This window comes from Paludibacterium denitrificans (assembly GCF_009707705.1).
GTDB lineage: Bacteria > Pseudomonadota > Gammaproteobacteria > Burkholderiales > Chromobacteriaceae > Paludibacterium_A > Paludibacterium_A denitrificans.
Map to the genome: position 1 here is coordinate 2,371,006 of NZ_WLYX01000001.1, position 26,081 is coordinate 2,397,086.

31 protein-coding genes and 2 pseudogenes are annotated in these 26,081 nt (G+C 52.1%); 21 read left to right on the forward strand and 12 right to left on the reverse strand.

Going from position 1 to position 26,081, the window contains the following annotated elements; translation table 11 throughout:
* Positions 1–267 precede the first annotated feature (267 nt).
* Positions 268–1,887: a methyl-accepting chemotaxis protein gene (locus tag GKE73_RS15425; protein ID WP_230370644.1), complete on the reverse strand. Its 1,620-nt coding sequence runs from the start codon at positions 1,885–1,887 to the stop codon at positions 268–270.
* Between the two features lie 497 nt (positions 1,888–2,384).
* Between GKE73_RS15425 and GKE73_RS15430 the strand changes: the two genes are divergently transcribed.
* The 3 genes from GKE73_RS15430 (at position 2,385) to GKE73_RS15440 (ending at position 3,427) form a co-directional block, all read left to right on the forward strand.
* Entirely contained in the window at positions 2,385–2,543 is a 159-nt protein-coding gene (locus GKE73_RS15430) for a hypothetical protein (RefSeq protein WP_230370645.1), read from the forward strand.
* A gap of 285 nt (positions 2,544–2,828) precedes the next feature.
* Positions 2,829–3,008: a hypothetical protein gene (locus GKE73_RS15435; RefSeq protein ID WP_230370646.1), complete on the forward strand. Its 180-nt coding sequence runs from the start codon at positions 2,829–2,831 to the stop codon at positions 3,006–3,008.
* 53 nt (positions 3,009–3,061) lie between these two features.
* Positions 3,062–3,427, forward strand: coding sequence for a hypothetical protein (locus GKE73_RS15440; protein ID WP_230370647.1), 366 nt, complete (start codon positions 3,062–3,064; stop codon positions 3,425–3,427).
* A gap of 220 nt (positions 3,428–3,647) precedes the next feature.
* Here GKE73_RS15440 and GKE73_RS15445 read toward each other — a convergent pair whose 3' ends face one another.
* Positions 3,648–4,109, reverse strand: coding sequence for a hypothetical protein (locus GKE73_RS15445; RefSeq protein ID WP_230370648.1), 462 nt, complete (start codon positions 4,107–4,109; stop codon positions 3,648–3,650).
* Positions 4,110–4,248: 139 nt separating this feature from the next.
* On the reverse strand, positions 4,249–4,644 hold the full coding sequence (locus tag GKE73_RS15450) for a hypothetical protein (RefSeq protein WP_230370649.1): 396 nt from the start codon (positions 4,642–4,644) through the stop codon (positions 4,249–4,251).
* 391 nt (positions 4,645–5,035) lie between these two features.
* On the opposite strand from GKE73_RS15450, the gene GKE73_RS15455 reads away from it, so the two are divergent.
* On the forward strand, positions 5,036–5,434 hold the full coding sequence (locus GKE73_RS15455) for a hypothetical protein (protein WP_230370650.1): 399 nt from the start codon (positions 5,036–5,038) through the stop codon (positions 5,432–5,434).
* A 438-nt stretch (positions 5,435–5,872) separates the two neighbouring features.
* Here the strand turns inward: GKE73_RS15455 and GKE73_RS15460 are convergent, their stop codons facing one another.
* The gene (locus tag GKE73_RS15460) at positions 5,873–6,601 is read right to left on the reverse strand and encodes a hypothetical protein (RefSeq protein ID WP_230370651.1); all 729 of its coding nucleotides are present in this window, start codon (positions 6,599–6,601) and stop codon (positions 5,873–5,875) included.
* Positions 6,602–8,982: 2,381 nt separating this feature from the next.
* Here GKE73_RS15460 and GKE73_RS15465 point away from each other — a divergent pair.
* Together GKE73_RS15465 and GKE73_RS15470 are read left to right on the forward strand one after the other, a co-directional pair.
* Positions 8,983–9,135, forward strand: a complete 153-nt coding sequence (locus GKE73_RS15465; RefSeq protein ID WP_230370652.1) for a hypothetical protein — start codon at positions 8,983–8,985, stop codon at positions 9,133–9,135.
* Between the two features lie 261 nt (positions 9,136–9,396).
* Positions 9,397–9,642 carry a hypothetical protein gene (locus GKE73_RS15470; RefSeq protein WP_230370653.1) on the forward strand — a complete coding sequence of 82 codons (246 nt, stop codon included), beginning with the start codon at positions 9,397–9,399 and terminating at the stop codon, positions 9,640–9,642.
* A gap of 19 nt (positions 9,643–9,661) precedes the next feature.
* On the opposite strand, the gene GKE73_RS15475 is transcribed toward GKE73_RS15470, so the two are convergent.
* Positions 9,662–10,219 (reverse strand): hypothetical protein, encoded by a 558-nt coding sequence (locus tag GKE73_RS15475; protein WP_230370654.1) that lies wholly within the window; start codon positions 10,217–10,219, stop codon positions 9,662–9,664.
* Positions 10,220–11,035: 816 nt separating this feature from the next.
* On the opposite strand from GKE73_RS15475, the gene GKE73_RS15480 reads away from it, so the two are divergent.
* Positions 11,036–11,212, forward strand: coding sequence for a hypothetical protein (locus GKE73_RS15480; protein ID WP_230370655.1), 177 nt, complete (start codon positions 11,036–11,038; stop codon positions 11,210–11,212).
* A gap of 130 nt (positions 11,213–11,342) precedes the next feature.
* Here GKE73_RS15480 and GKE73_RS15485 read toward each other — a convergent pair whose 3' ends face one another.
* Positions 11,343–11,723, reverse strand: coding sequence for a hypothetical protein (locus GKE73_RS15485; protein WP_230370656.1), 381 nt, complete (start codon positions 11,721–11,723; stop codon positions 11,343–11,345).
* Between the two features lie 307 nt (positions 11,724–12,030).
* Here GKE73_RS15485 and GKE73_RS23945 point away from each other — a divergent pair, with 307 nt between their 5' ends.
* The 9 genes from GKE73_RS23945 (at position 12,031) to GKE73_RS15520 (ending at position 16,582) form a co-directional block, all read left to right on the forward strand.
* Positions 12,031–12,153 (forward strand): hypothetical protein, encoded by a 123-nt coding sequence (locus GKE73_RS23945; protein WP_280954975.1) that lies wholly within the window; start codon positions 12,031–12,033, stop codon positions 12,151–12,153.
* A gap of 184 nt (positions 12,154–12,337) precedes the next feature.
* A complete protein-coding gene (locus GKE73_RS15490; RefSeq protein ID WP_230370657.1) occupies positions 12,338–12,817 on the forward strand; it encodes a hypothetical protein in 480 nt (159 codons plus the stop codon).
* A gap of 326 nt (positions 12,818–13,143) precedes the next feature.
* A complete protein-coding gene (locus GKE73_RS15495) occupies positions 13,144–13,773 on the forward strand; it encodes an AAA family ATPase (RefSeq protein WP_230370658.1) in 630 nt (209 codons plus the stop codon).
* Positions 13,774–13,799: 26 nt separating this feature from the next.
* Entirely contained in the window at positions 13,800–14,063 is a 264-nt protein-coding gene (locus GKE73_RS15500; protein ID WP_230370659.1) for a ribbon-helix-helix domain-containing protein, read from the forward strand.
* Positions 14,064–14,125: 62 nt separating this feature from the next.
* Entirely contained in the window at positions 14,126–14,350 is a 225-nt protein-coding gene (locus GKE73_RS15505; RefSeq protein ID WP_230370660.1) for a hypothetical protein, read from the forward strand.
* Positions 14,351–14,394: 44 nt separating this feature from the next.
* Positions 14,395–14,640 (forward strand): hypothetical protein, encoded by a 246-nt coding sequence (locus tag GKE73_RS15510; RefSeq protein ID WP_230370661.1) that lies wholly within the window; start codon positions 14,395–14,397, stop codon positions 14,638–14,640.
* Positions 14,637–14,804 (forward strand): hypothetical protein, encoded by a 168-nt coding sequence (locus tag GKE73_RS15515; protein WP_230370662.1) that lies wholly within the window; start codon positions 14,637–14,639, stop codon positions 14,802–14,804. Before GKE73_RS15510 ends, GKE73_RS15515 begins: the two co-directional genes overlap by 4 nt.
* Positions 14,805–15,305: 501 nt before the next feature.
* On the forward strand, positions 15,306–15,434 hold the full coding sequence (locus tag GKE73_RS23950) for a hypothetical protein (RefSeq protein WP_280954977.1): 129 nt from the start codon (positions 15,306–15,308) through the stop codon (positions 15,432–15,434).
* 914 nt (positions 15,435–16,348) lie between these two features.
* Entirely contained in the window at positions 16,349–16,582 is a 234-nt protein-coding gene (locus tag GKE73_RS15520; RefSeq protein WP_230370663.1) for a hypothetical protein, read from the forward strand.
* A gap of 283 nt (positions 16,583–16,865) precedes the next feature.
* On the opposite strand, the gene GKE73_RS15525 is transcribed toward GKE73_RS15520, so the two are convergent.
* The 5 genes from GKE73_RS15525 to GKE73_RS15540 all read right to left on the reverse strand — a co-directional run bounded on the left by GKE73_RS15525 (position 16,866) and on the right by GKE73_RS15540 (position 21,029).
* Positions 16,866–17,228 (reverse strand): HD-GYP domain-containing protein, encoded by a 363-nt coding sequence (locus tag GKE73_RS15525; RefSeq protein WP_230370664.1) that lies wholly within the window; start codon positions 17,226–17,228, stop codon positions 16,866–16,868.
* Positions 17,225–17,500, reverse strand: a complete 276-nt coding sequence (locus tag GKE73_RS15530; protein WP_230370665.1) for an HD-GYP domain-containing protein — start codon at positions 17,498–17,500, stop codon at positions 17,225–17,227. Before GKE73_RS15530 ends, GKE73_RS15525 begins: the two co-directional genes overlap by 4 nt.
* A gap of 11 nt (positions 17,501–17,511) precedes the next feature.
* Positions 17,512–17,760, reverse strand: coding sequence for a response regulator (locus GKE73_RS26045; RefSeq protein WP_376767368.1), 249 nt, complete (start codon positions 17,758–17,760; stop codon positions 17,512–17,514).
* 180 nt (positions 17,761–17,940) lie between these two features.
* Positions 17,941–18,900, reverse strand: coding sequence for an ATP-binding response regulator (locus GKE73_RS15535; RefSeq protein ID WP_230370666.1), 960 nt, complete (start codon positions 18,898–18,900; stop codon positions 17,941–17,943).
* Positions 18,901–18,935: 35 nt separating this feature from the next.
* Positions 18,936–21,029, reverse strand: coding sequence for a PAS domain S-box protein (locus GKE73_RS15540; protein WP_230370667.1), 2,094 nt, complete (start codon positions 21,027–21,029; stop codon positions 18,936–18,938).
* 804 nt (positions 21,030–21,833) lie between these two features.
* Between GKE73_RS15540 and GKE73_RS15545 the strand changes: the two are divergent.
* Positions 21,834–22,307: pseudogene (locus tag GKE73_RS15545) on the forward strand (transposase); the annotation flags it as partial.
* Positions 22,308–22,315: 8 nt separating this feature from the next.
* Here GKE73_RS15545 and GKE73_RS15550 read toward each other — a convergent pair.
* Positions 22,316–22,666, reverse strand: a pseudogene (locus GKE73_RS15550) (IS110 family transposase); the annotation flags it as partial.
* A gap of 299 nt (positions 22,667–22,965) precedes the next feature.
* Between GKE73_RS15550 and GKE73_RS15555 the strand changes: the two are divergent.
* The 4 genes from GKE73_RS15555 (at position 22,966) to GKE73_RS15570 (ending at position 26,054) form a co-directional block, all read left to right on the forward strand.
* Entirely contained in the window at positions 22,966–23,340 is a 375-nt protein-coding gene (locus GKE73_RS15555; protein WP_230370668.1) for a hypothetical protein, read from the forward strand.
* The gene (locus GKE73_RS15560) at positions 23,337–23,720 is read left to right on the forward strand and encodes a prepilin-type N-terminal cleavage/methylation domain-containing protein (RefSeq protein WP_230370669.1); all 384 of its coding nucleotides are present in this window, start codon (positions 23,337–23,339) and stop codon (positions 23,718–23,720) included. The genes GKE73_RS15555 and GKE73_RS15560 overlap by 4 nt, the downstream gene beginning before the upstream one ends.
* Before the next feature lie 322 nt (positions 23,721–24,042).
* On the forward strand, positions 24,043–25,353 hold the full coding sequence (locus tag GKE73_RS15565; RefSeq protein WP_230370670.1) for a hypothetical protein: 1,311 nt from the start codon (positions 24,043–24,045) through the stop codon (positions 25,351–25,353).
* Positions 25,314–26,054 carry a hypothetical protein gene (locus tag GKE73_RS15570; RefSeq protein WP_230370671.1) on the forward strand — a complete coding sequence of 247 codons (741 nt, stop codon included), beginning with the start codon at positions 25,314–25,316 and terminating at the stop codon, positions 26,052–26,054. Before GKE73_RS15565 ends, GKE73_RS15570 begins: the two co-directional genes overlap by 40 nt.
* Positions 26,055–26,081 lie beyond the last annotated feature (27 nt).

Sequence of the window (26,081 nt, forward strand, 5' to 3'; positions counted from 1 at the left end):
TATTAAAGGTTGCTATCTGAGCGGTGGTGCCCGCCTATTGTGTGGGCTAACTGGTGGGCTCCCTCCCCCCACTCTCTTTGGGGGGGAGGCGAGGAAGATACCGGTAGCGTCGCTTTTGGTGTGCTTTTGTAGCTGGGGCTGCGTCAGACCGCGAATGATATAAACGCCTATAGAACCCGCTCGCAGGAGGCTTTGCCACAGCTATGCCTTTAGTCAGATCGGCGGGCAACTAATTCTTAGCGAAACTTCGGGGCGACTACTACGTACTTAAACCTGATATCGCGATACTGTAGTCAGAATCTGGCGTGCTTGCTGATATAGCTGCTTGGCGGCATCAGCCGAGCTGCTGGACGCTGCCGAGTTCTCTTCGGCCATCTGGGCAATCTGCTCGACGTTCTGCGCAATGGTCTGGCTGGCCGAGCTTTGCTCGACGATGCTGTCGGAAATATCCTGCACCAGTTCCATCGCACGCTGCGTATTGCGCTGGATACGGTCGATGGCATCGCTGGCGTCTCGAGCATTATTGGCTTCGTTTGTAACGCGCTCTACCACAAATTGCATGTTGTCAACGGCATCGTTAGTTCCATGTTTGATTTTGGAGATTATGGCTGAAATTTCCGTGGTGGAGCTGGCGGTACGTTCGGCCAGCTTGCGCACCTCATCGGCCACCACCGCAAAGCCACGACCAGTTTCCCCCGCACGCGCCGCTTCAATCGCCGCATTGAGCGCCAACAGGTTGGTCTGGTCGGCAATATCCTTGATCACTCCCAATACCGAGGCAATGGTTTCGCTGTCGTCGCGCAGCAGCGAGATACGATCAGCGGCTTCGCGGATCGAGCTGGCAATGGTGGTAATACCTTCCACCGTGGTCAGCACAACCTTGCTGCCTTCCTCGGCAATCTGGCCAGCATCGCGCGTTTGCTGACTGGCTTCCTGTGCCCGGTCAGCGACATGGTTGATGCTGACCGTCATTTGTTCCACCGCGGCCGCCATGCTGGAGGCGGCTTCGCTCTGATGCACCGAGCTCTTGGCAATTTCACTGGCGTTGCTCGACATTTCGCTCATCGAATGGTCGATATTGCCGACACTGCTGCGAATCTCGCCAAAGCTTTTTTGCAACGTCGACAACAACTCGTTGAAGGCCGTTGCCGTTAGGCCCACTTCATCCATGCGTTCCACCGGCGCGCGTTGTTTGAAGTTCAGGGTGTCTTTGACGCTCACTAGCGTGCTACTGATGCTATCCAGGCTGCTGCGCAGGCTGCTGAACATGCGCATGGCCATGACGCCGGTGATGATCAGTGCCAGCAGCATTGCCCCCGGGCAAGACTTGAACGCCAGCTCATAGGCAGCATGGTTGTCCGCCGTCATTTTCTTGGCTTCGTTGTAATTGAATTTGCTGTGCGCGTCGATGGCCTGACGCATTTCCTTAGCCAGCGTGCTGAGCGTGCCTTGCATCAGGTAATTAAGCGCTTCCGCTTGCTGGTTGGCGTTGGAAAGCTGTAGCAACTTCACTCGTCCGGCTTCATAGGCCTTGAGCGTAGTCAGATCTTTCGCCAGCAGGTCACGGTCTTCTTGGTGGGAGACCAGGTTCTTTTCGTAATTGTTCAGTTCATTAGCCAGCTTCTGGTCCGATTCACGGATCAGTTGTTCTTCTTTTTGTTTCAGTTCCGGAGTGTTGGCTAGTATATGGCGGTAAACCTGAACCCGCATTTCTGCAAACGTGTCTTTGACATGATCCAGTGCCAGCACGCTGGGCATGGTGTTTTCGGCAATGTAATCAAAACGGGTGTTGGCTTGTTTCAGTTGCCACAGCCCAAATGAACCGATTGCTAGCAAGGCAAGCAAGGCAGTGGAGAGGGTTAGCAGGAGTTGTTGGCTTATTTTCATCAGCATCCCTTTGTAGAGTATTAGACGGGTATAAAAAATATTTGAAATTATAATTAAAGTTGAAAACTGCACTATATATAAATATAAAATTTATTTTTATATATAATGTTATAGTTCTAATTAAATAACATGTTCTTGGAATTGATTTAAATCAAGAACTTGAGCTTGTTTTTCATGATTTCTAATAATTGAAGTAATTGAGTTATCACTGCTAACCCTGCTAGTTCAAGCGCGCTGTAGTTGGACTGATCCATCCCTTGTTGGCAATCCCGCCCTATGATTTCAGCATAGGAGGATGTCCCTAAGCACGCCGCGTTTCACCCCTGAATTTAAAGAAGAAGACCTTTCGCTGCAAACCTGCCGAGCGCCTCATTGCGGCAGCTACGGGTGCTGCTGTGTGAGTTGGCAGAACAACGCTTAGCGCTTCGACTCGCCACGTTTGCATGCATTAGCCAATGCCGACGGGACAAGACCCGCACTGTGCGAGGAATTTTGTATTGGATACGCTATGGAATGGTCGCCGCATCCGAGCGTTGACCGTGATGGACACCGGAACCGTAAATCGGTGTGGATCCAAGTGGATCACCCGTTACATGACCAACGTGTTGCGCGTGTTCTGGAGCAGTTACGCTGCGCGGGACGTTGCCCGTATCTGATCATCGTCGGGCTATAATTGCACCGCGATGGTGAAGGAGCGGGCATGTCAGAAGTCCAAGGAATAAAAAAGGGGCTGCCTATTCGTATGTACGCTTCAGCACTGCGAAACAGGAACTTTGTCTTCGTCTCTGGTGTGCGGTTTGCTGTTGAATCGACGATGAGGCGCTAGGTGGGGGCACTAACGTATAGCGGAGCCAGGACCAAAGAGTCAGCCGACGAAAGCAGCTTTCATCAAGCCTTCCCGAACCTATATGGATATGAACCCACCCATAAAAGGAGCCCCCATGCCTCTCTTTACCGCCCCCTCCACTTTCAAAGTGACCGATGCTGGGCTGAAGCAGCTGTTCAACAACCTGCCATCGCGCGCCGGTCGCTACGGCTCGAGCCGCCTGGCCCGCAAGCTGGCCGTGCTCGCCAGCTTGGTCGTGGCCGTCGGCTACGGTCTGCTACAATTTGCCGCATAACTGAAGTGGCGGAGGCCAAAATGCCCGTCGCTCTCTGCCAAGTATTCTCAGTCATGCTGCTGACCCAATCCACCAAGTCCTTCGGTGGGTTGGGGTTCTTCGTGGCGCTAACGCTCTGCCTCTTGAACCTGCTCTCGTTGCGCAAGGTATGGCTGAAATCCCTGCAAGTGTCGACGACGTTGGGAACTGCTGCGCTGCTGTTTCCAACGCTGGGCGGCGCGCCATTGCCCCCGGCGACTTGGGCTGTGAACTGGACATTTGTTGGCGGCGTTGCCATCGGAAGCGCTGCGGTGCTCGGCTTGGTGCTTACCGTTTTCCGCACTTCGCCTTCGACTGCGATGTGTGGTGCTACAAACACTGATTTGCAGCAACCGGGGACGACGGTGGCCGCTGTCGAACCGACGCGCAATGAAGAGTGAGCTGGCATCGTCATGCACCTGCTGCTGCGCTATACGGCAATGAGGCTCCTCCGCCAGTGGCCAGATTGATGTGATGCACGCATTCCATCCGCAGGCTGTAGGTCATCTCATGGTTCTATGTACCTCTCTCTCCAGACTACCTCTGGGTGATCTTTATTTATGGGCAAGAAAAAAAGGCACAGGGTGAGCTGTGCCTTTCACATGGAGCCGTGTCTTACGCTTAATACAGGGGGAGCCCGAGCAGGTCAGCAGCTCCCTTCTTGAGCTGGGGAATGTAACGAACAAGCTTTTTAGGCTCGACTACCGTTGCATATACATGTGATTGCATGCCAAATTCCTTGCCGCCAGAGCTGAGCACAATGCCCATGCGGTCAAATATTATTGATGCGAGCACAAAAAATGCTGGCGAGCCACTCGTGACGCTTTCCCCAGTTTCTATGTCCCGATTGGCGGCATCAATCCAGCCCTGCACCGACATCTCAGGTCCCGAGTCTGATTGCCGTACCACGCAATCTAGTATCAGCTTCCGAGCTGCATCCTTTTGTGCCGGGGAAAGCGTCACGGGGGTGGCGACTTTGACCGATTTTTTCTTAGTGGTCGGCATAGCTTCGACCACTTCTGTCTTGGTGCTCTCAGCGCCGTCGGCTCCCTTGAACGCAGTGCCGCCAACCAGTCGCAACATCAAACAACTCCTATCTTCAATAGCTACGGCACCTGTCCTGTAGCTTGGGGATTAGAATCTAAGCCAGATGAGTAAATTACCATGCTGAGTCACGAGAGGTACAGGGTTAACTGTGCCTTTCTCGCTTGCTCCCTTGCTGTCAGTCCCGGCCTACACTTTGCGAGCGCTCAACTGACCGGTTGTGGTTGCGCCCCTGAGTTTTGCTTGTTGCTTTGATTTCGTCGGGCGACTTGCCGCGCCCTGCGTCAGCGCCACGGGCCGCCTTGATTTCGTCCAGGGTGCGGCCCCCTGCGGTCTGTATTGCCTGCGCCAAGCGGCGCTCGTTGTCGCGCGCCTGTTCCATCTGCCGCCCCGCTGCCGGGGCCGCAGCCTGTTCCTTGGCCGGGCCCACATCTGGCTTGCGCTTGTAGGCGCTGACCGTGCGGATGGGCTCGCCGAACTGCTTTTCTATGTGCTTCAGTACGCCTTGCAGCAATGATGACCGCTTCGCCTGGGCGATACTGGCGAGTACTTCTTTCTGCTGCTTAAGCTTCATGCCCGGGAATGCGACCGCTCGGTCGTCGGGCTTCGCGGAGAGATAGTCCTTGAGTGCCGGCCTTTTTTACCGGGGTTGTCTTCTTGAATGTCCATGCGGGCTCCAGCTGTGAGCCGCCACGCGGCGGCATAGTCGTATAGCGGCCGACCGCCGGGAATCGACACCAGAAAAAATATTTGTGCCGGAGCGTCTATTGCCCGCCAATCGATGCTATACGGTTATGAAGGCGACCCGCACAGGGTGCCCCCACTTCCCCCAACAACTACGGACTGCTCCTGCGAAGCCGGAGTACATATTGAGAATTTGAGAGGTAATCAGCGTATCGGCTGAAGCGGGTGTTTGATGCACCTTGTCGGCTACCAATACCAACTACTCCATCCAGGACTAGGGCTTGGCCCAGAAAGCGATGGAAAAGAAGCTCGCGAACGTAGGCCAAGCTGCGACCGGTGCCCGGCGCGAGTCGTTCGCCCGCAAGCTGCTGCAGGAGAAACTGCGCGTGCCTGTCGTTATCTTCAATCATTGCTTTGCCGCCGGTGAAGCGGGTCTGGTTTTCGACCTGCCGACCCAACAGGGTTACGAGTTAAGCGCTGTCTTCAAGCTCGATGGCGCTGTGAGCGAGCGGTACAACGACCCGACTGGCATGCATACGCGCGTACAGCAGGCCGACCGTCTGTTTCACGAGCGGCTGCAGGTTTGCGCTGATGCGGGCCCAAGCATCAACGCGCGCTACGTCAAAGAGAGTGCAGTGCAGACTCTTGCCGCCAGCACAGGCTGTGTAATTGAGCGCTGAGCAGCAGGAGGCGTTGCGCCGCATGGGGGGGGCTTAGCGAAGATGGTTTGGTGAACGAGTACCGTCGTGTGGCTCGCAGTGCCCGCTGACCGTCCCCATCACCGAAATACGAAAGCCCCGCTGACCTGCGCCGCGGGGCTTAATCATTCCGCAGTCTTTACGGAAAGTCTGCGGCTACATTGCCGGGTTATGAGCGATATTGGGCGTAACGCGCAGTGATGCGCTCCCCGTTCGAAGTCAATTGGACGACACAATTGTTCGGCGAGTCGACCAAGACTCCATGCAGCATCTCCCCGAACTTGTCTTTCGAGTACGACATGTCGGGACCAATGTCGGCAAGTGTCCCCGCTAGGTAGTCCGGCAGCCGGATGAGCGCATCGAACCGGTGCGGGCCAGTTTTCTCAGGCAATTCGAAGAAGATCTTGGGTATGTCGAGTATCAAATTGCCCCGGTCATTGGGCTCCACTCCCGGCTTAAGCTCGATGACATAAGCACGAAGTAGATGTATGCCAGGTCGTACACGACCGTGTCGTTGTGCTCAATCAGCTTATCCCGGTCAGAAATCCACCGTAGGTAACCTGCGCTCGTCGCATTGGTCACCAGATAGAACATCGTTGCCGCATACCCTGAGGCCGGGTGAATCTGACGCGACAGCCGGGCATTCGACTGCTTTCGGGCCAGATCCTTCTCGAAAATGCGGAGACGCTGAAGCACTTCATCAAAGTACGCCGGGTTCAATGAAGCGCTCGGCGTCGAGTTCTTCCGGAAGGTTTCCACCAACTCGCAGGCATCCGGTATGAAGCTCATCATGTGCTCGACACGCAAGTAGTCGCGCAAGAGGGCCGATTCTTGGTCGATGACGAATGACACGCTGAACGTCACCGGTTGCGGACAAGTCAGGTACTGCATCAATCCCAGCGGCACTTGCCGGACCTTCTTGATGTCGCGCGGCGCGACTGCCGAGATGTACTCGCTGATGTTTTCCGTCTTGTCGTGATTTGCGATGACCACGAACGAGAAGACATCGTTCTTCTTGCCGTCGTCGCCTACGCAGTAGTCCGATACGATTGTCCACGGCATGCCCGGCGGGTAAGCAGCGAACCACTGCTTCATGAGCTGCTGTACCGTCTTTGTCGCTGTCAGTAAAACCGGTAGCAAATCCACCATCCCTACGTACCTCCACTTGTTCTTCGCGCGTTTGTTCGACGTGTAGCGACGCGGCGTTTATGCCAACAGCTTACCGCGCCTGACAAGCTTTCCATAATCTATCCGCACCGTATGCCGAATGGTGGCCGAATCACTGCCGAATTCCACCTGCCACGACGCGTTTTTATCGCGAAGTGGGGTGGGCTGCTATAGACCAGCAGGGTCCATAACCCCACCGCGCCATACCTCTCACAATTCCGTGTGGAGGGTGTGCGCGAGTCCGGGTCACCATGACCAGGATGAGAAACAACCGAAAGTGAAAGGCCAGCAGTGGCTCTGGATGGCTCGATTCGGGGACTCCGGCGCACGTCGCCATGCGGCGAAGTTCGCGAAGCGGGGGGGGGGAGCGACACCCGGCGTGGTGTGGCTTCACACACAGCACCACACCATCACAATTGTGCGGAGGGTGTGAAATTTCCGGGCGTCAGGCCGGGAAGCAGAGCAACTAAACGTAGAGACGCAGGGGAATGCTGTGACGGCTCAGGGATTTTTTGCGCTAAGCATAAACCATGCCATGGCCGAATCGGGCGAGTTGGCCTGAGCGTCATCGGCGTAACGCCTGGCTCTGCGAGGGTCGCAACTAGGGCTGCTGGTTGGGAGCGCGCAAGTGAGCCCCCCACTCGCTGCCTAACCTACCCGTTGGCATTGGCACCAGCGCCGCCTGTAGAACGGACCCCTTGGCTGCTCGCGGCGTCAGCCGCGAAGGGGCGCACCAGAGCATCGAACCCACAATACCCATGCTCACCTGAGCTTTGTGGTTGAGCATATACTGCACTACAGTGCGAGATGTAAGACGCTTCACATCTCAATGCTCACGTAAACATATTCTTTAGTTTTTGATGAGCATATGCGTAGGTAAATCCATGCTTATATATATTCAATTGCGCACACCCGCTTAGCAAAATCTGTGCCATTTATGCGTGACGGGTGATTGGTTATGGCATAGTTGTTATGCCTTTAATCTGCATAGTGTGTAGTGTAGTGCAATGCCGATTGCCGGGGGCGCTATGGGGGCTGCAAGCCATGCGAGCGGGGTTGAGTAGGGTCGGTAGTCTTCAGGCTTGAAAATGGCTCAAAACGCGTTGTGGCCCTTTTTGCGTTCCAGAGCACCTTCCGGTCCAGATGTCACACCAGCCCCAAGGTGAGAGCAGGGCATCCCTGATGCCCGCAGCGTACTGGATGGGCTATTACGGCAAAGATCAGATCCGCAATGAGTGTGTCGCATAACCGAGCGTCGCTCGATGCCTCCCTTCCTGTTCGCCCTCCCGGCTCTAGGTGAGCCGCGCCTCCCTTGCGGGCAGCCCTACGCCCGGCCCAGCGCCGCGCCAGCACCACCCAAGCGGACAGCCACACGGCTGGTTCCCCTATAGGCAGGCACCCGAGCTGGGATTGCTGAGTCTCCATTGCTTAGGCGTGACGCTGCACTTAAAGGGGCTCACCTGCGTAGATGCTGGTCGCACGGTGGGAGCATTGTCCAGGTGCGCGCTACGGCATCTCACGACGTGCTGCTGGAGCTCTTTCTCCCGGGCCCATCACACCTGCTAGACGAAACCAGTGTCAGCTGCCACTTAGGACGCTGCGCTAGGCTCTCATGTCGCTGCAAGGTGATGCACCCGGCCCGACTCCCGGCAGGCAGCAGCTCAACACCAGCTTAAGCAGAGGGAAGGCACGCCTTCGTCTTAGATTCTTTGCTTAAGCAACTCGCGAGTCTCTTTCCTCTACGCCTTTAGGGAGGGGGGCTGCCGTGCCTGCATAGCCAGTGAGTTCCCACCTGCGAAGCGCTGACCAGCTTCATCTCGGGGCGCATCACTAGCCGCTCCAGCTTGCACCGCTCCAACCATCCCCGTGTCCCCTTCGGGTTGCGGCTGACGCCGTTTGCAACCGGGGGACGAGCTGCTGCTCGTCGGCGGCGAACATGCTCGCCTTAGCTGTGCCGCGCCTGTCTCCCCATCGGTGCGCCAGCTGGCTCGGCTCCACACCCAGTACGGCACCGCCCAAGCCTCCCATCAAGAAGCGCCGCCGGTCACTACACCAGCACAGTTCCAGCGAGCCGGTCATGCCGGCCCGACGCCACGCCCGGACGACAAGCCTCTTCTGCGTGGCATTCGAAGCCACCTTTCCTGCATGGCCCCACATCCCCGCAGGGGAGACAATCCCGCACCTTCCCCGGTGCAGCACTGCGCCACCGTTGGTAGATCAGCATCAAGCCGCGCCAGCAGATGCAACTGCTCTCAGCAAGGAGCCGAAAATGGATGGCCATGACTCCGTCGGCGAGACGCTTCCACGGCCAAGTGCTCACCTATAGGGCACATACCAAGTCACCACACCTGCCGGACGCTAGGATGCACACCTGCGGGAATCTGCTCTGGCTGGCGTTGCTCAGCGCCAGCAAGGCGTTGCGTCGGTGTGTGCAAGCCTGCTCCGTGTTGCGTTTGGCGGCAGGCCGTCTTGGCGTCGTGCTGGAGGGGCTATGTGGTTCCATGGGTGGTGGCTAGCGTCGCGCTGGCGAGGCGCTGCATGTTTCGGGATGTGTGGGCCCTTTGCCGCAAAGCCCCAAGAGCGCGCTGCAGGGGGGGAGGGTGTCGCGATGTGTAGGATGTTCGAGCGCTCCGACGTTAGAGAAGAGTCATCCAGCCGAGGGGCTGTGCTCCGACGTCTCTGGAGGCCATCCCCGTGTCACTGTCGCATTGCCGCCTGTCGGCGCTATACGTTGTTACTCGCAACAAACGGATAGGTCCGTCTGCAGGAGTGGAGCTATGAGCCGGAAAATTAAGACCCGCCGTGTGGTACTGGACCCGCAGGTCAAAGAGGTTGAGTACGAAGCAACGGTGGAAGAAAACCAGTTCATCTACCAAGGCTCGCCTATTTCTCCGGCCAGCCTGGCAAACTCCATCACGGGCACCCGTCGAAACGCGTGGCGTGACCTCTGGATAAAGCGTCCAAATGTCACCGAGTGGCGGTTGGCAGATGATTGCCGAAGCGATGGCCGGGCGGGGTCATAAGACTTAGCGCGGCTGCAGGTCAAGCTTGTGCCTGCAGCTCATTGAAGTGCCGTGCTTTGTCCTTCGCCTGCTCGATGTCGAGCTGTCGGACGAACCACAGCCTACTCACGCTAAACGGCTCCACACCTGCCGCGTCACACATGATGCGCGCCGCTTCTACTGCTTCCGGGTACGGCATCAAACGGTGGGTCTGCAGCAGCAAATTGCCCGGCATCTGACCAATCAAGCGCACCCACCAGAAATCGGGCAAGTGAAGCCACTGTGGGTCGGGTTCCATGTTCGCGTGCTCGTCATAGACCAAACTTTCGTTGTTCGCCTTGAACAGTGCGATAGCACCGACGGCTTTCCCCGGCGCGACTGAAACTTTGTCTAGGGCGGGCTGCTGGCCGGTCGACGTGAAGGGGGAGCCCGGCTTGGCCCAGCCGATGAAATAGAGGCCCGGAACTGGTTCCATCACGTCGTTGCCCGTCACTGGAGACGTGATGCCGTCCTCTAGGTAGAGGTCGTATTTGATTGCCTCTTCAAAGCTGTGCTGCACTAGGCAAGGAATGCCGAAAACCGCACGTGGGAAGTGCATAAGCAAGTCCTTGAGTAGTACTAGCAGGTTGTTGCGCAGGTCTCCCGGGCAATGAGAAATCAGTGACTCCACATTCCCTGGTTGTGCTCCGTTGAGCCAGCGGCGGAAAAGCCTTACATGGCCGCGTACTGCTGCTTCTGTACGCCCATGCGCAGGTAAGTTAGTAGCTGTTGGGATTGGTCGGGGGGAAGTATGCTGTGGCCCTTCTACTGTTTTTTTCCTTTATTAAACAATACTATTAATTAGCATAGTTTATAATATTAATTCGCATAGTATTTATGATATTTTCGTGGTTATTTCGTAAGGTTTGTAGTATCCTATCGTCGATTTTTGTCGAATTATGTGCAGTGCCGCTATACGGATATGAGATGACTTTAGCAGCTTGCCCGAGACGACCAAGACGAGACACGTGGAGCCCACGAAATGACGACCCCTAACAGCCACCAAAATGCATCCCAGAGCGACCTGCGCGTGGAAGCGTACACGCAGTACCGTGATACGCTCATTCAGCACTTGTTCGTCTCGAAAGCCCTGCGCTTTCTCCACCGGGTCGAGAGTCTGGAAGGTCCCGTCGCCCCAACCCTGCGTGCTCACTCTGAAGCCCGGCGTCAACGCCTGACTGAGTACCGGCGAAGCTGCAGACCATCTTGGCCGCTTTCAGAAGCAGTCCGCTAAGTAACTACCGCAGGAAGAGTACCGGCCTCCTGCGCACTGGCGGGAACGGGGCGACGGCAGCCACCAGCGTCGCTGCCCTGGTTGCCCACAACCCCAACCGACGCAGCCGCATCTCCTCTTGTGAACGTGAACGGCCTACCGATGGTTGGTTCAGTAGATGTCCACGGTAACCCCTACGGCGTCACGACCGATGACTGGCTGTCTTCCGGCGATATGGCCTCGGCGTTCAATGTGAACGGTCTGCCGATGTCCGGCGGCGTGGACATCCACGGCAACACCTATGGAACCACTACCTTCGACGCTGGCCCCGGCTTCTGATATTCCCATTGATAATAAGAATGGGCCCCACCGAGAGGTTTGGCCCTTTGAGTTGAGTAGGTTGGGAGTCAATACTCCCCGGCAGCAATCAGGGCGGCGGCTGCTAGTTTGACTAGGACAGCCTGCACTATCAGTGCTTAAGCATGTCGTGATATGTGATGAACAACGCTTGCTCACCCGTTACCAGCTGCAGCAAGACGTCTGCGTCATGAGACAACTTCTTCAGACGCTTTCGATACCACCAGTTCGCCATGCGTGCGCGCCACCCGACCACGGGTAACGCCAGCTCTGCTGCATAACGACCTTCAAGAACGTCCAGCTTGCGCAAGGCGTCCTGAAGCACTTCGGGACCGCAGGGCCTGGCCCGGTACACATCCACCCGAGCCGTCCTCTTCCCCACCACCACCATGATGCTGACAGTCGGGCGGAGCTTATTGAGCGCATGGCTCACATCTCCCAGTTCCTTCTTGAGTTCCCACTCCTGAGCGCGTTCAGCGCTTTCGTTCGTCATCTCTCTTTCCTTTCAAGTTGCCGCCCGATAGGGGCGTGTCCTGTATCCGTATAGGAAAGAGACCGCTGCCTTTTGTCGCTTCCGTACAACTAGTTACGCAAAAAATTTATGCGTCTTGTTCCCGGGGAAATTTGGCGTTCTTCCCGTGAATTTTCGGTACTAGAATGCTTAAAGTTATAGTGATATTGCATAGTAAATATGTATTGTGTTATTTTGTTATTTTGCTTTTTATTGTGTTTTTATATTCATTATAAATTGCATAATAAAGGACAGCGCATCCCCCCCTAGCTCTTGTTGGAGATGCGAAATGCAAACAGCTATCGCTATCAACACCCGCCGCCTCGCGTTCCGTCCAGAGTTCGTGCCCGCGACCGAGCGTCAGGAAAAGCGCTCGCCGCTAGCCCGTCGTCTACTGGTTGCCACCACCTAGGCCGAAGAAGCTCAACTAGTGCACTCTAGTGTCGTTAAGATTGACCAAGTTGCCCGGACGAAGGCGACCATTGAGTTGATTGAAAGTGAGTTCAAAAATCGACGTAGGTTTTATCTACATTCGCTACGCCGCGCTGGCATTCCTCCGCACGAACTAGAGGATGCACTGTGCGAAGTGTTTTCCCTTGCTGTTCACTGGTCCGGTTCTTATGAATCAAGCAAGAGCAGCATTGCTAGCTGGCTGGGTAATCAAATCGTGCATACTGTGGCCAGCTCGACTTACGGTACCCGCCGCCCAAGGTTGGCGCCGCCAGCAAGAGCACGAGCTGCCCGCTGAAAAACTGGTGACTGGTGCCATCGACGGATCCGATGACGCCAATGACCCAGCTGAAGAACTTGCAGTTAATGCATTCATGCACCAGCTGTCCGACGAATTGACTGACTCCGAAGCCGCAGCACTGACCATCTGCGGTATGGACCTGCTGCATGAGCGCCTGTCCGTCCAACAGCTCGACCAAGTGCGCGTCCTGCTGGGTGTGAGCAGCCTGACCAGCGTGCGTAGCTTCACAAGCAAGCTGGGCAACAAGCTGCGAGAGTTGGCTCTTGAGCACTTCGGCGTTGAAGACCTAGTCGGCCGCCCGGTCTTCGACAAGCTGACCGCCTGACTTTTCGTCAAACGCCCCGCTATACCTATCTACCTATCTAAGCGAACAACGAAAGGACTGCCTATCAAGTAGTCCCCCTCCCGACAAAGTCTTCCAAGACATTCCTTGCAGACCCCCGCAGGCAATCGCCCGGGGGGGGCTGAAATCGTCTAGTGATGTTTACGCTATACGATTTCTATGCATTTTGTTGTGCGGTTGGTGTGTTCATGCTCGATTTGGACGCTATACGCAATAGAAGACGCGTTCTGCAATTCCTACGGAAATGTTGATGCAAGAGCGCAGAACTACGGAAGCAATCCAAATCAACCATTCCCGAAAGGATGACTATGAGCATCATCGCTGTACTCAACACGAAAGGTGGTGTCGGCAAGACGACTATCGCACTGAACCTAGCGGTTGGCCGGGCGCTTCAGGGGTGCAACGTGCTTGCCGTGGATGGCGACCGGCAAGGCAGTCTTCTGACCGCGCTGACGAACCGCAGCGACCGTGAGCCCATCGTTGCCGTTGCACATTACGTTGACGGCCAAGCCCTGCGCCAGCAAGTGCAGCGTGCTGTTGCTCTATACGACGACATCGTGATTGACGCTGGAGGTCGGGACAATACCGCCCTGCGTGCGGCGCTGCTACTGGCGGACAAAGTCATCATCCCCTTCCTGCCCCGGAGCTTCGACGTTTGGGCTCTGGATGATATGAATGCACTGCTCTCCGAAGCGCGCGCCATCAAAGAAGTGGAGGCCTGGGCTCTGCTGACCATGGCCGATGCGCGCGGCAACGACAACGCCGCCGCCAGCGAAGCAGTACCGGATGGTGTGCAGCGGATGCCTGTGACCGTCGGCCGCCGCAAAGCCTTCGCCGACGCCGCCGGAGCTGGTCTGAGCGTGCTTGAGCTGCCGGGCAATCGCGACGCAAAAGCTGCCGCCGAGCTGCAAGCCCTGCTCGCCGCCGTTTTCAACTGATACCTACAAGAAAGAAGGAGCCCAACATGGTTGTTACTCCCCGCAAAACAGCCCCGTCAGTGGATGCTTTCATCGGCGGTGCCCCGGATGCCGGAACCGGTGCTTCCGCACCGGTGGCGGCCAAGGACGATGGCAGCAAGACCATTCGCAAGGCTGGTAAGAAGAACATCATCACCGTGTCCATCGACCCGAACGTTCTTGAAGAGCTGGATGCTTACTCGAATGAGATGGGCATGAGCCGCGCTGCAGTCATCACTTACGCAGTCAAGAAGCTGCTTAAAGCTTACTGACTTACTACCCATAACCGTATAGCCTCTGTAGAATTAATGCATATTCACAGAGGCTTTTTACTATGCGACTTTCCTATATCTCTGTGCGTCGCTGGCTACAGGAGAACGCAACGTTGTGCAGCGAAGAAGATCTGCACAACCTTGGCCATATTATTGACGAGGCTATCCCGGTTGTTGAGCGAAAAAACCAGGAAATTGAAGAGAAGCTGACTCAGATTGTTCAACTGGCTCGCGAAGCTTGGACGAGAAAGCTGTCGCGCGCTTGGTCAGCAGCAAAGTCGAACTAGCCCCGGGTTCCCGGCTCCCGCGTACTGGCGTTCGGCGGCCTTATATGAATCCGTTTGACCAGGAGAGCGGCATCTACGCCTTTCCGCCAAACCATCCCGAGAAAATACCTGACTGGGCCAAAGAAGCCATTACGCAGGGGTGGAGCAAAGAAGAGATGCACTACAAGAAGCTTGCCGCCGCGTGGGCTAAGCGCAACATGCCGCAACTGTACGACCCTGTCGCCCGGCACAGCGAACTGCAAGCGGAAGAAGCGGCCCGGGGCGGCTATCAAAGGAAGAAGACGCAATGACGACACAACAGAAATGGCTCGACCAGGTGCAAGAAGTGCAGAGTGAAGAAATTCAAGCTCCGGAGGCTGCGTTGAAGTCGGCTGAGACGCCCGAGCAGCGCAAAGCTGCTGAGACTCAACTCCCGGCTGCCATGTTGTCTGCTACAGCAGACCAGCTGAAGTAATGGAATCTTGCAGCAGGGCTTGCGTTAAGCGGTAGCCAAGGCAGGCGATGTCGCTTATGACTGCGGGGGGGCTTCTTGCTCAATTGAGTCATGGTTCATGCCTTATGCTAAATCAATAAAGTGGAGTGCAGAGGAATAGCGGATTTAATGCTCCAGAATTTTCTGAGTGTGGCTCAGATTTTCTGAGATTTCCGTGCTATAGGGGTCAACATTGGTTGACGTTCCTGATAGCTATTTACCTACGCATTCCTTTGGAGATGAATCATGGCCCTGACACAATTTGACCCTTCTGACTCTTTCCAGCAAATTTCACTCGCTGACGTTGTCCAAGCCCTAGAGGCTGCCGACGCAGTACTAATCCCGGATGGTGATAATGACGGCGTCCCGCGAAATCACCAACACGGTCTGACTTCTTCGAATCAGGATATATTGGATAGAGCAGCCCAATTTGCCCGTATGTAGATGCTGGATGGCGAAGGTAATCCAGATGGGCGTAAGATAGTGGCACTGCGCAAGTATTTTCCAGTGCATCTGCAGGAAAGTCTGTACGACTTCATGTGTTTTCATGGTACCGTGTCGTTGCCGTCCGGAATACTCAACATCAGTGACTTTGTCGACCAAGAAGATTAGGTCTAGGTGGAGGGCGTCCTAACTAAAAAATGATAGGGCATCGGTAAAACCCGGGGGGGGTCGATCCCGGCCCTTTCCATCGGCGTCAATGCATGCCGTTCACTTCACGGATAACCGCTGCCGGTAGTCATCGGTCAGGCGCTCGTGGCAGTGCTTGATGCGCAAGCAGCCGGGCCCCGGGTTTTCCTAGACCAGCACGTGGTTTTCACCCGGACAATCGCGCAAGACACGCGTGTAGAGCGAGTGCGAGCCGGTGCTGTGCGAGTAGTGCAGGCCACAGTTATCAAGCTGAATGCTGTGCGCACCCGGTGGTGACGAGATATCCGTAGCCCCCCATCAGCTTGATGAGCTTTTCCGCCTTTTCAGTATCAGATTTCAGCATCAATCAATGCCTGTTGTGGCGGTACTCAGACGCTGAGCGCCGGGCTGGATTGCCCAACAGCTTTCTGATGTGGGAATCGGTGAGCAAGAATGACACCGAGCACAAACTGCGCTCGTGCGGCCGGGGAGATGAAGCCCATATCGTTAGAGGTATTTGCTGCCTGTTCTTCCCGCAGTTTCTGAAAGTTTTCCAACGTATCGCACAGTCGCACATTGCATTACCGCGTCACTGTTGACCTTGTGTCTGTTTGGCCTGGTCGAGTCTGGAGCCATCCCGACTGATTGGGTGGGTGCCGCACATGCAAAGACTGTCTAGTTGACTCTGCCAGCGGCTCATAACGTGAGCAACTTGCTCAGATAGGCAACCAGAGGCTTGCGAACAGGGCAAGCGCTCAACCTCTCTCCAAGCCCACTCCGGTGGGCTTTTCTTATACCGACCATCGAGCAAATAGTTCTTAAAAGGAGAGGCCGCAAGCCAGTCATGCCCCGAGGGCAAACTTATACGGATATGAACCCTCCAAAGGAGCTCCCAAATGATGACCGTCTCTCGCAACTATCTCCGCGGCACGTCGGTGTGCTTTTTCCTGCTACCGCATCATGGCCGCACGCTGACGCGCGTCACCTACTACGGCACCGAACCCACCGCTGAAACCATCAATTTGCCCCGTGGCTCCGCCACAGAGCTTCGCCGCCAGTCCGACCTGTTGACTGCAGCTACCACACTTTTTGAGTCACTGATGCACGAGAGGAAGGTCTACCCCGGGTAAGACTGTCCGCACCGAGAGCTGAGCCTGCCAAGCCCCTCTCCAGACCCGCGACGGGCGTTTTCCAATGGACTTACTCCATAGGGTGGGGGTACCGATTCCCTTCAATCCTGTTGGAGAAAATTCTACTTCAGACGACAACTAATTTCTGGGTGGATTACCGCAATAAATGAATTCCCCCTCTGGTAATAATATTTACTTGTCTGTAATAGGTTGGTTATTGCGCATAAATATAGGTATTCTTGTAATGTGCGCTTAATTTTTACTGTATAAATAAAACTGCATTCTACCTATCTTCAGTGATTTCTGGGTGAGAACGATAAATTTTTAAGATATCTTCAAGAGCATCATTAAACCAAGCGACTACTTGTGGATCGAAGTGATGATCGGCTTCTTCATTGATATAATTGATCGCGGAATCAAGTGTCCACGCTTTTTTGTAAGGGCGATGTGAAGTTAAAGCATCAAAGACATCGGCAATGGCCACAATTCTGCCTGACAAGGGAATATTTTCTCCTCGCAGTCCTGCTGGGTATCCTGAGCCATCCCATTTCTCATGATGGGTCAATGCAATTTCGTGAGCCAAAGTAAGGAGTGGTGAATCATCCCCCTCCAATAATTTCCCACCGATGGTCGTGTGTGTCTTCATGACCTCCCACTCTGTTGGCTCAAATTTTCCGGCTTTAGTAATATTGCATCTGGAATACCAATTTTACCGATGTCATGCATGGGGCTGGCGTTCAACATCAAATCACAGGCATCAATATCCCAACCGGCAGATTGGGCTATGCGTGCCGCAATTTTGCTCATGCGAATAATATGCATCCCTGTCTCGTTATCCCGATATTCTGCCGCTTGCCCAAGCTTGCGTACGATCTGAAGGCGCGTCGAATGCAGTGCTTCAGTACGAACTCGTACCATTTCCTCTAGAACTATCTTCTGTTCATGTAGTAAGCGATGAGCCGGTGTGCTTCAAGTAAATTACGTACGCGCATGATTAGCTCAACCCTGTCAAATGGTTTTGTAATAAAATATCGCGCACCAAGAGATAATGATTCTAAAGTGTAACTACGATCATTTTGAGCAGTTAAAACGATTATAGGTGGGGCAATCGGATCATTTAATTCATTTAGAGCCTGCATGACTTCGAAGCCTGTCATGTGAGGCATGTTTACATCCAAAAGTATCAGGGCTTAGAGTAGGTGCGATAAGCTTCAATAACTTCCACGGGGTCTTGCACTAGTATTAAATTTTTATAGCCCCGGGAAGATAATATTTTATGAATTAGGCGTAAGTTTGAAGGTTCATCATCAACGATAAGAATCTGAGCCAATGCAATAATGTCGTTCTTCATCATAAAATTAGTTACCTTTATCTGTTTCGTGCTGCTGAATCAGACGATCAACGGCCTGTAGAAAGCTGTGGATATTAATCGGCTTGGTTTGATAATCTGAGAATCCAGCAGCTAACCCCTTTTCTATATCGCTAGGTAGTGCATTCGCGGTTACCGCCATAATTGGGGTAGACTTCAGAGTAGGCTGTGTCTTAAGTATACGTAGTACCTCATGACCGTTCATCCCCGGCATGTTAATATCTAACAATATTAGATTCGGTTGATAAGCCAATGCAAGTTCGATTCCAAGGTCTGAGCTATGGGCTGTTACTAAATGATAATTAGGTCGACGGGAAAATATCTGCGTCAATAGTCTAAGATTGACAGGGTTATCATCGATAGAAAGTACCGTGTATTGATGACTAGCTGTGTGCAAGGTCTTCGTTTGCTCCTTATCATCGATTACGTCGGAGCTAATTTCACCGTTAAAACAAATGGGGAGTTCGACCCAAAAGCATGATCCGTGGCCGAGCTTACTGGTAACGCCGATTTGTCCATTCATCATATCTACCAGTTTTTTACAGATGGCTAGGCCTATCCCTGTGCCTTCCGTTTCTGAAAATTCGGCATTAAGACGATTGAATGGTTGAAATAAATATTGGAGATTTTCTTCTGAGATTCCCTGTCCGGAATCCTCAATTTCTATACGAATAGTCCCCGGGGTCTGGCTGCGGGTTCTAATCGAGATACTTCCCTTCTCACGATTATACTTCACAGCGTTCGAAATAAGGTTGATGATTACCTGCTTGAGCCGTGTGCGGTCAGCATGAACCATGATTTCAGTAAACTTGCCATGGGAGATACTAATGCCTTTGGTATTAGCCAATGGGGAGATAAGCTGTATGCTTTCACTAATAAGCCCGGGTAAACTGATTGCTTCAATTGAAAGATTGATTTTCCCTGCCTCGATCTTTGCTAGATCTAACACCTCGTTTATTAGTTCCAAGAGATGATGACCGGCTTTCAGAATTTCCGGATATTTTCCTGCTGATCTTCATTCAATGTATCGTCATATTCAAGTATCTGAGCAAAACCAAGAATTGCATTCATTGGAGTGCGCAGCTCATGACTCATGCTTGAAAGGAAATCTGATTTAGATCTGTTTGCTTTCTCTGCACTCTCAACCGCTGCGGTAAGCGCCTCACGCTTTGCTAATTCATCAGTAAAATCACTAAAGATCACGAATATAAACTGTAGATTGCCTTGTTCATCTTGCACCAATCCATAGTGGTTTAATGCATAGAATTCTTTGCCATTCTTGCTTCGCCGCCGTGTCATCCCAACCCAAGGACGCTTTTCAATCAATACGGATTGACGAACTAGCTCACCAGATTCTTTGTCGATTGCCGCAAATTGACAGAAATCAAGTCCATCCATATCAGTGACAGAATAGCCCATCTTTTCTTCATAGGACTTATTAACTAATATGACTCTACCATTTGGGTCCGTAACGGCTATGCACTGGTCACTAGCATTGAAAATCTGCCGAAATAGCAGCAGGTTGGATTCATTTTCCTTTTGATGAGAAATATCCGTATGGATACCGATCATGCGTAATGGTTTCCCATCCTCACTTCTTTCTGTGATGGTTGCACGACACATAATCCATTTGTAGTTTCCACTCTTACAACGTAGTCGAAGTTCGGCCTTGTAAGTGGGAAATTTTCCGTCCAAGTAATCTTGAAGTACCTGTGAAATGCGTGGCATATCTTCTGGGTGGACAGAATCTACCCAAGATGAAATATTCGGTGCCAATTCATCTTCACTATAACCTTGAATAGCTGCATAAAGCTTGGAGAAAACAAGTTCACCACTAGGAATATGCCACTCCCAAACCCCATCGCCAGCACCTTCAACAGCCAACGTTAGGCGTTGCTCATTACGACGCAAATCAGCTTCCATAGACTTACGCAGTGTTACATCTCTGGCGAGTATGATGAACCGTTCTGCTTCTAATGGTTCCCTGTCCTTTCGTGCAACCGAGAGTTCGAAACAGCAACGTCCCTTGGAGACATCAAGCCAGATTTCTCGGCCATAGGAATTTCCGCAGGACTCCGCTTCGACAATAGACGCCATAACTTGAGTAACAGCCTCTACAGGTAATATCTCACTTATCTGCTTTCCAGTGAACTGATCCCGTTGGATTATTAATAAGCTTTCGTCACCTTTTGGTGGGCAACAACAACGACCCTCTCTATCCAGTTCAAAGAGCAAGTCAGGAATTGCGTGCACAGTGGCATGTAGCTGGCTAAGGGAGTGCTGTAGTTGATTTTGGGTTTTTTGAATTTGGCTAACATCGGAAAATGAGATCGCAACTGAAATCATCTCGCCGGTGTCGTTATAGATGGGCTCTACCGCGATATTAAGCCAAACGTGCTGATGGTCCGGTCGCCGCAACTGGATTGTCACGTCACGAATAATGTTTCCCGTGGCAAGAGCCCTAGATAATGGCCCATCGGATGAAGATATTAGTCTGCCATCTGGCCATCGCAATCCCAAGAAATCAATGAATTCGCTATCAATTACTGCATCAGTCAATACATCCGGATGCACACCGAGAATACGGAGTACTGCACTATTGAACTCAATGATTCTTTTATCAGTGCCAATGAGTAATATTCCATCAGCCACGGCAGAAAAAATAGAATGGTATTTTTCTTCTTGTATTTTTATCTGAGACTCTAATTCTTTCAGATGAGTAATATCAGTTCTGATTGAAATGTACTGCAGTGGTAACCCATTATTATCCAGAATCGGAGCGATGGTTGCTTGCACCCAATAAAGGGATCCATTCTTACGGCGGTTACATACCTCACCATGCCAAACATTGCCAGAGCTAATTGTGTTCCACATGGCTATGTAGAATGATTCATTATGTTCGCTTGACCTGACAACCCGATGGGTATAACCAATAAGTTCCTGTTTACTATATCCACTAATTGAACAGAAAAGATCATTGACGTGGGTGATTTTCCCGTTGGCATCCGTCACACTAATAATGGCGTGTTGGTCTATCGCTTGTTGAAACTGTTCATATTGCTTGTGGCTTTTCTGCATAATTACCTTAAATTTAATCGTAACGTATTATTTGATTGAATCGCTTCAAGCTCTGAATAAATTAGGCTGATGAGCTTCTTTTAGATATGATACGAAAAAGCTATGGAAGCGCCATATTTTGTGTGGTGGACTTACTATCTTATTGACTGACTAACATGGCGCCATGAATGATCTAATTCTTTAGTTACTCGCTCGCAGCTTCAGTACATTTAGTCTAGACAGGCCCGGTTCCACGGCGAGAGGGCGTGGAGAGTAGGGGCCGGAACGGTAAGTTTCAGTGAGAATTATTAATCAATCTTAGTTGAAGATATGTAAACAAGTTGTTCTAAACTGGTTTGTGTGGCTAACTGAAATCAGAATTCCCATTCCAATGTTGTCATCGCTAGCGCCACTTAATTTTTCCCTCATGCTCCAAGTGGGCTTACCACCGATGTGCATCTAATGATGCTATAAAAAATATAATACTGAATGCGCTAGGGTAATGTATATCTGTTTGTAATATAGGTAAACGATATGTTTTTGCTTTGTTTTTTTGGGAACATTAAGTAATCATTGCTGTTTTGCTGCGTAGCAGCATATATTTATTGATAGTTTTTCCCACTAGGTTGAGTATGCTCGATCTTGGTTTTTAAATTCTGTTTACAGTGAGTCTATTATATTAAACAAAGTATTACGTCTGTTGTGTGTCGTATATACAACAAATGATTCGAGTGGCTTACCTGTCGATCAAGGCCCGGGTGACTACTGTCTGATTATGCTTTGTTGCACAAATCAGGGCTTGCATCCGTCTGGTAGAGTGACGGCATGAGCAACCCTCACTCTCCCAAGTACCAAACCATCAACTGGCAAACCTACAACCAGTCCCTCAAGCCGCGAGGGCAACTCCTCCTCTGGCTCGACAAAGGCATGACTCTGCATCTCCCGGTGGACAGTACCAGCATCAAGATGATGGGCGAAGGCGAATGGAGGGTAAAAAAGCATGGCGCTGACTACCGCCCCAATGGCCAAAGCTGCATCTGGGTATAGATGCTCAAACGCCGGAAATTCGTACCATGGAGGTAACCGACACTCGCACCGGCGATACCGCGATGTTGCCGGAGCGGCTGTCTTCAGGTTCCTGAGACAGGGGAACTGGCGACAGAGACTACCGATGGGGCGTATGACAGGCGTCTGTGTCACGCCGCGATAGCAGTGCGCGGGGCAGTCATCATTTCCCCGCGCCAAAACAGCCAATTCTGGAAAGGGAACTCACTGGGCAATCATGCTCGCAATGAGTCTCGATGCTCGGCTTGCTGCTCGGGCTGTTTGATGGGAACAAACCGCATGCTTGGCCGCTGTACTGCTCCGCAGATTGCCTCGGCATCAGCGTGGCCGGTCTTGCTGCCCCTGACGTAAGGCTTAACGAATTAATGGGCCATCAGGCGAACATCATGTCCAAACTTGGCCAGCTTGTTGGCCCAGAAATGAGTACTCAAACAAGTCTCCATGCCGACTAGGCAAGGTGGATGGTTGGCAAAAAAAGCAGCCAATTTTGCACGAGCAAGCTGTTTCTTCATTACAATCTGACCGCGCTCATCAACGGCATAAATCTGGAAAACTTGTTTGGCTAGATCCAGGCCAATGGTCTTGATTGTCATGGTGGATTCCCTTGTAAGTGACACACCTACTATCACACCGGGCGAGCCGGTCAGGGGGAGCGTCCATACCATTAACAAAGCCCAGTGGCTTTGTTCTGACATTCCGCCGAAGTGGACGATTGGCAGTGGCGAGTTAGTCTGTTCTTTTCTACGTTGTCCGCAGCCATGACGAATCTGGTACGCAAGGGCAGATTGAATGTCCGCAAGATAACGGTAGAAATATAGTTAGCGTAGTTGCATGGAAAACATGTATCTTCACGTAAGTGTATTGGCAATGCTCTATCTAAACTCTATTACCCATGAAACGCTATCCAACCAACCTCCAGCGGCAGTACGGCACGTCGCTGCTTGAAGGATTGATCTCTATTGTTCTGACGACAGTCATAGGGATGGGACTGGTTTTTGTTTGTGGTCGGATTGCTGTGGCTCAGCGAGACATGAATGCAAACGGACTAGCTGTTCAGCAGATCCGCTACAACTTAGAGACAGGGTGTAGCAATACGGCCAGCATGACAATCGCAAGTGGAAGTTGCACTGCCACGATTACCTCCAATATTTCCGCGAGTGCTACGACCAGCTCGGGGACTGTTTCAATTACCAACATCTCCATTGCGAAACCAACCGCCAGTGCAACCTCATCAAACATTGGTGGCTTGATCACATTTATTCCATGATACAAAAACAGGATGGCTTCACGCTGATTGAGTTGATGGTCGGCATGGTTGTAGGGTTACTGGTGGTTCTGACCATGCTGACTTTGTATAGAACAGCTGCCAAAAGCTCTTCAGAAGCGGGTTACGGAGCCATCATGGATGGCCAGATTGGTGGCGGGATCATCATGGTGGATCGCTTGCTGCAAAATGCAGGCTACGGTTATGCCTCTGGTACGGCTCTTTATGGATCTGCCATACAGGTATACCAAGCCTCTTCAACTGTATCGACAGGAGTGGCTGGTAACGCGATTGTCTGGAAAAGCTCATCCAGTACTTGCCAGGGCTCTGGTGGCCAGCGGCAACAATCTAACCTTCTATGGCCCTGCATCGTCCGGTTATAGCTGCTCAACCCCCACGCTTCCCGCATCCAGCGCAGCCAGTCAAAGCATCATTACCGCCCCCTCTGTCAGACTGCCTACAGCCCCTAATGTGGGGAGTGCAACCATTACCGTTTCAACTGCCAGCTGCTCTCCTTTTGGCACTGGAGCTGCTGCCAGTGGAGCTCTTATAGCCAGTGGAGGTTATATTGCTACCTTGGTGGTACAAGGCTACGCTGCCTCTGCGAGTGTTCAGAATCAGACCTGTCTGACCAATTTCCACTAAGTTTCTATGCCAATCAATTACCGCAGAAAAACACCCAGTATTACCAAGAAGCAGAGCGGCATGGCCACCATGCTGATAGTTTTACTCGTTGGCATGGCAATGACGGCGACTGCCATGACCGTCTATTTCAGAGTGCGTGGAGCCCAAGACATGCAGATGAGCGTGCATGCGACTACGCAAGCTCAGATCAAAGCATGGGAAGGTGTGCAGGCGCTCACTCAGGCACTAAACAACACGAGCGTAGTGGGGGCCGTCTATACGCAGGTTAGCGGTGGGTCTTGCCCTAGTGTTTCGGTTAACATGACCGGAGTGTCGGCCGCCATCACTTCGTGCAACAGCAGTACTAAACAACTGACTGCGGCGGTAACAGGCACCAGTGGTCCGGCGACATCTACCGTTCAGGTCATTTACCAACTTACGCAGTCGGGTACCACTGGAAGTAGCTCTACAACGATATCCCCCGCGGTTACCATTAATGGCGATCTATCCTACACGGGTGGGGGAATGTCATTTATGAATGGCGCTGTACTTGCCAATATTGCGGTAAATGGCAATATCAGCGTTTCCAACGGTTCATCGGCAAACTTGGCGGGGTGTTCAACAGGGAATATAAACCTCTCTGGAGGGGGTATAGCATCAGGTTCAACCCTGAGTGCACTTGGCGATATTACCATCTCCAATATGACGGCACTGTCGAACGTCACGCTTGCCGCAAAGGATATTTCAATCAGTGGAACTGGCAACGCCACCTATAATGCGATTACTGCTGGTGCCTATAATGTGAATGTCTATTCTGATGGTACCTTAATTGGAACCGCTAATGTCGGTGGCACTCTATCTGGCTCTACGGTTACATCAAATTCAAGTAGTATCAATGTGACACTCACATCTGGTGGCTCCACCACTTATTCCTATCCAACAAATAATGGCCATACCATTTCCCTTACTTACAACAGTGTGTATGGCGGCGTGATAAGCATGGGCGCTACTGGCACTGTCACAACCATGTGGGGAAATACAATCAGCATAGCTAATGTTGGGGCGGGAACGTATACCACTCTCAAGTCAAACAGTGATATTAGCATGTACACAAATACTATCACCAACTTTATTGGTGGTGGTAATTTGACAGTTAATGCATCCACGTTGCCGACGATTAGTAATGGCAAACTTGTCGGCAAATATACAAATACTGCAGGTAATTCTGCGAAGATTCCAAATTTGGTTACTGGCGTGGATGCCAGTAACGCACCGGTTTGCCTGGACTACCGATCTGCAACGTTAAAACCAATTCATTTAATGTCTCAGATTATAAATCGTCAGCTAATTATGTGTTCTTTCTGGATGCTTCGAATAATCACCCTATGGTGACGATACAGAATGTGAAGACCAAAACTGGCATCGACATTTCTGGTACATATGATTTGCTAAGCAATACAATGCAAACGTCAAACGGTTATGCGCTTTTCCAGTGTGGCTGGGGTAATAATGCCTGCTTCACAACAAGTACAGCCAATAAATCTGGTTGGACGCTTACCGGGATAAATAGTTGGCCTCCGGGAATTTATTACTTTGATGGGAATTTGAGCATAAATGGTACCACGGGGAATGCCAGCTCTGGACTGATCAGTGCTTTTTTTGTAAATGGTTCTCTAACCCTTGGTTCTAGTAGCTCCAAGATTTATGCCCCGAATTTTTCGGCAGTCTCCTCTGTTTGTGGCGGTAATCTGTGGCCAACAAACGTCTGTAGTTCTACCACTGCTTTAGGCTCAGTAAGTCTTGCAAATGATGCCGTTGTTGCACAAACCTCACTGGCGGCATCGGGCTGGACATTCTATGGCAATGTAATTACAGGTACTTCAATCAGTACCTCAGGTGCAACAAATACAATTTATGGTGGACTTTACGAAGGACAGAACGTAGCTAGCCCAATATCCATAACCAGCGGTGGTGTATATGTAAATACCTCTTCCGTTACATCCTCTCAGGCTGCAACGGGTATAGGAAGCACCTCGACTGTATCAGGTAGTACCACATATAGTGCCACAGCGATCTGGGCAAAATACTTGTAAACCAGTTCAATAGTCAGAGCAATAAGG

Bases quoted from the DNA above. Each gene is read 5' to 3' on its own strand.
- GKE73_RS15435 (WP_230370646.1), top strand. From the start codon at position 2,829: ATGCCTCTCTTTACCGCCCCCTCCACTTTCAAAGTGACCGATGCTGGG.
- GKE73_RS15505 (WP_230370660.1), top strand. From the start codon at position 14,126: ATGCGACTTTCCTATATCTCTGTGCGTCGCTGGCTACAGGAGAACGCA.
- GKE73_RS15425 (WP_230370644.1), bottom strand. From the start codon at position 1,887: ATGAAAATAAGCCAACAACTCCTGCTAACCCTCTCCACTGCCTTGCTT.
- GKE73_RS15445 (WP_230370648.1), bottom strand. From the start codon at position 4,109: ATGTTGCGACTGGTTGGCGGCACTGCGTTCAAGGGAGCCGACGGCGCT.
- GKE73_RS15510 (WP_230370661.1), top strand. From the start codon at position 14,395: ATGAATCCGTTTGACCAGGAGAGCGGCATCTACGCCTTTCCGCCAAAC.
- GKE73_RS15470 (WP_230370653.1), top strand. From the start codon at position 9,397: ATGAGCCGGAAAATTAAGACCCGCCGTGTGGTACTGGACCCGCAGGTC.
- GKE73_RS15485 (WP_230370656.1), bottom strand. From the start codon at position 11,723: ATGACGAACGAAAGCGCTGAACGCGCTCAGGAGTGGGAACTCAAGAAG.
- GKE73_RS15495 (WP_230370658.1), top strand. From the start codon at position 13,144: ATGAGCATCATCGCTGTACTCAACACGAAAGGTGGTGTCGGCAAGACG.
- GKE73_RS15465 (WP_230370652.1), top strand. From the start codon at position 8,983: ATGCACACCTGCGGGAATCTGCTCTGGCTGGCGTTGCTCAGCGCCAGC.
- GKE73_RS15475 (WP_230370654.1), bottom strand. From the start codon at position 10,219: ATGCACTTCCCACGTGCGGTTTTCGGCATTCCTTGCCTAGTGCAGCAC.
- GKE73_RS23945 (WP_280954975.1), top strand. From the start codon at position 12,031: ATGCAAACAGCTATCGCTATCAACACCCGCCGCCTCGCGTTCCGTCCA.
- GKE73_RS15450 (WP_230370649.1), bottom strand. From the start codon at position 4,644: ATGAAGCTTAAGCAGCAGAAAGAAGTACTCGCCAGTATCGCCCAGGCG.
- GKE73_RS15460 (WP_230370651.1), bottom strand. From the start codon at position 6,601: ATGGTGGATTTGCTACCGGTTTTACTGACAGCGACAAAGACGGTACAG.
- GKE73_RS15500 (WP_230370659.1), top strand. From the start codon at position 13,800: ATGGTTGTTACTCCCCGCAAAACAGCCCCGTCAGTGGATGCTTTCATC.
- GKE73_RS15520 (WP_230370663.1), top strand. From the start codon at position 16,349: ATGATGACCGTCTCTCGCAACTATCTCCGCGGCACGTCGGTGTGCTTT.
- GKE73_RS15440 (WP_230370647.1), top strand. From the start codon at position 3,062: ATGCTGCTGACCCAATCCACCAAGTCCTTCGGTGGGTTGGGGTTCTTC.
- GKE73_RS15525 (WP_230370664.1), bottom strand. From the start codon at position 17,228: ATGAAGACACACACGACCATCGGTGGGAAATTATTGGAGGGGGATGAT.
- GKE73_RS15515 (WP_230370662.1), top strand. From the start codon at position 14,637: ATGACGACACAACAGAAATGGCTCGACCAGGTGCAAGAAGTGCAGAGT.
- GKE73_RS15555 (WP_230370668.1), top strand. From the start codon at position 22,966: ATGAAACGCTATCCAACCAACCTCCAGCGGCAGTACGGCACGTCGCTG.
- GKE73_RS15530 (WP_230370665.1), bottom strand. From the start codon at position 17,500: ATGGTACGAGTTCGTACTGAAGCACTGCATTCGACGCGCCTTCAGATC.
- GKE73_RS15540 (WP_230370667.1), bottom strand. From the start codon at position 21,029: ATGCAGAAAAGCCACAAGCAATATGAACAGTTTCAACAAGCGATAGAC.
- GKE73_RS15480 (WP_230370655.1), top strand. From the start codon at position 11,036: ATGGTTGGTTCAGTAGATGTCCACGGTAACCCCTACGGCGTCACGACC.
- GKE73_RS15565 (WP_230370670.1), top strand. From the start codon at position 24,043: ATGGCCACCATGCTGATAGTTTTACTCGTTGGCATGGCAATGACGGCG.
- GKE73_RS15560 (WP_230370669.1), top strand. From the start codon at position 23,337: ATGATACAAAAACAGGATGGCTTCACGCTGATTGAGTTGATGGTCGGC.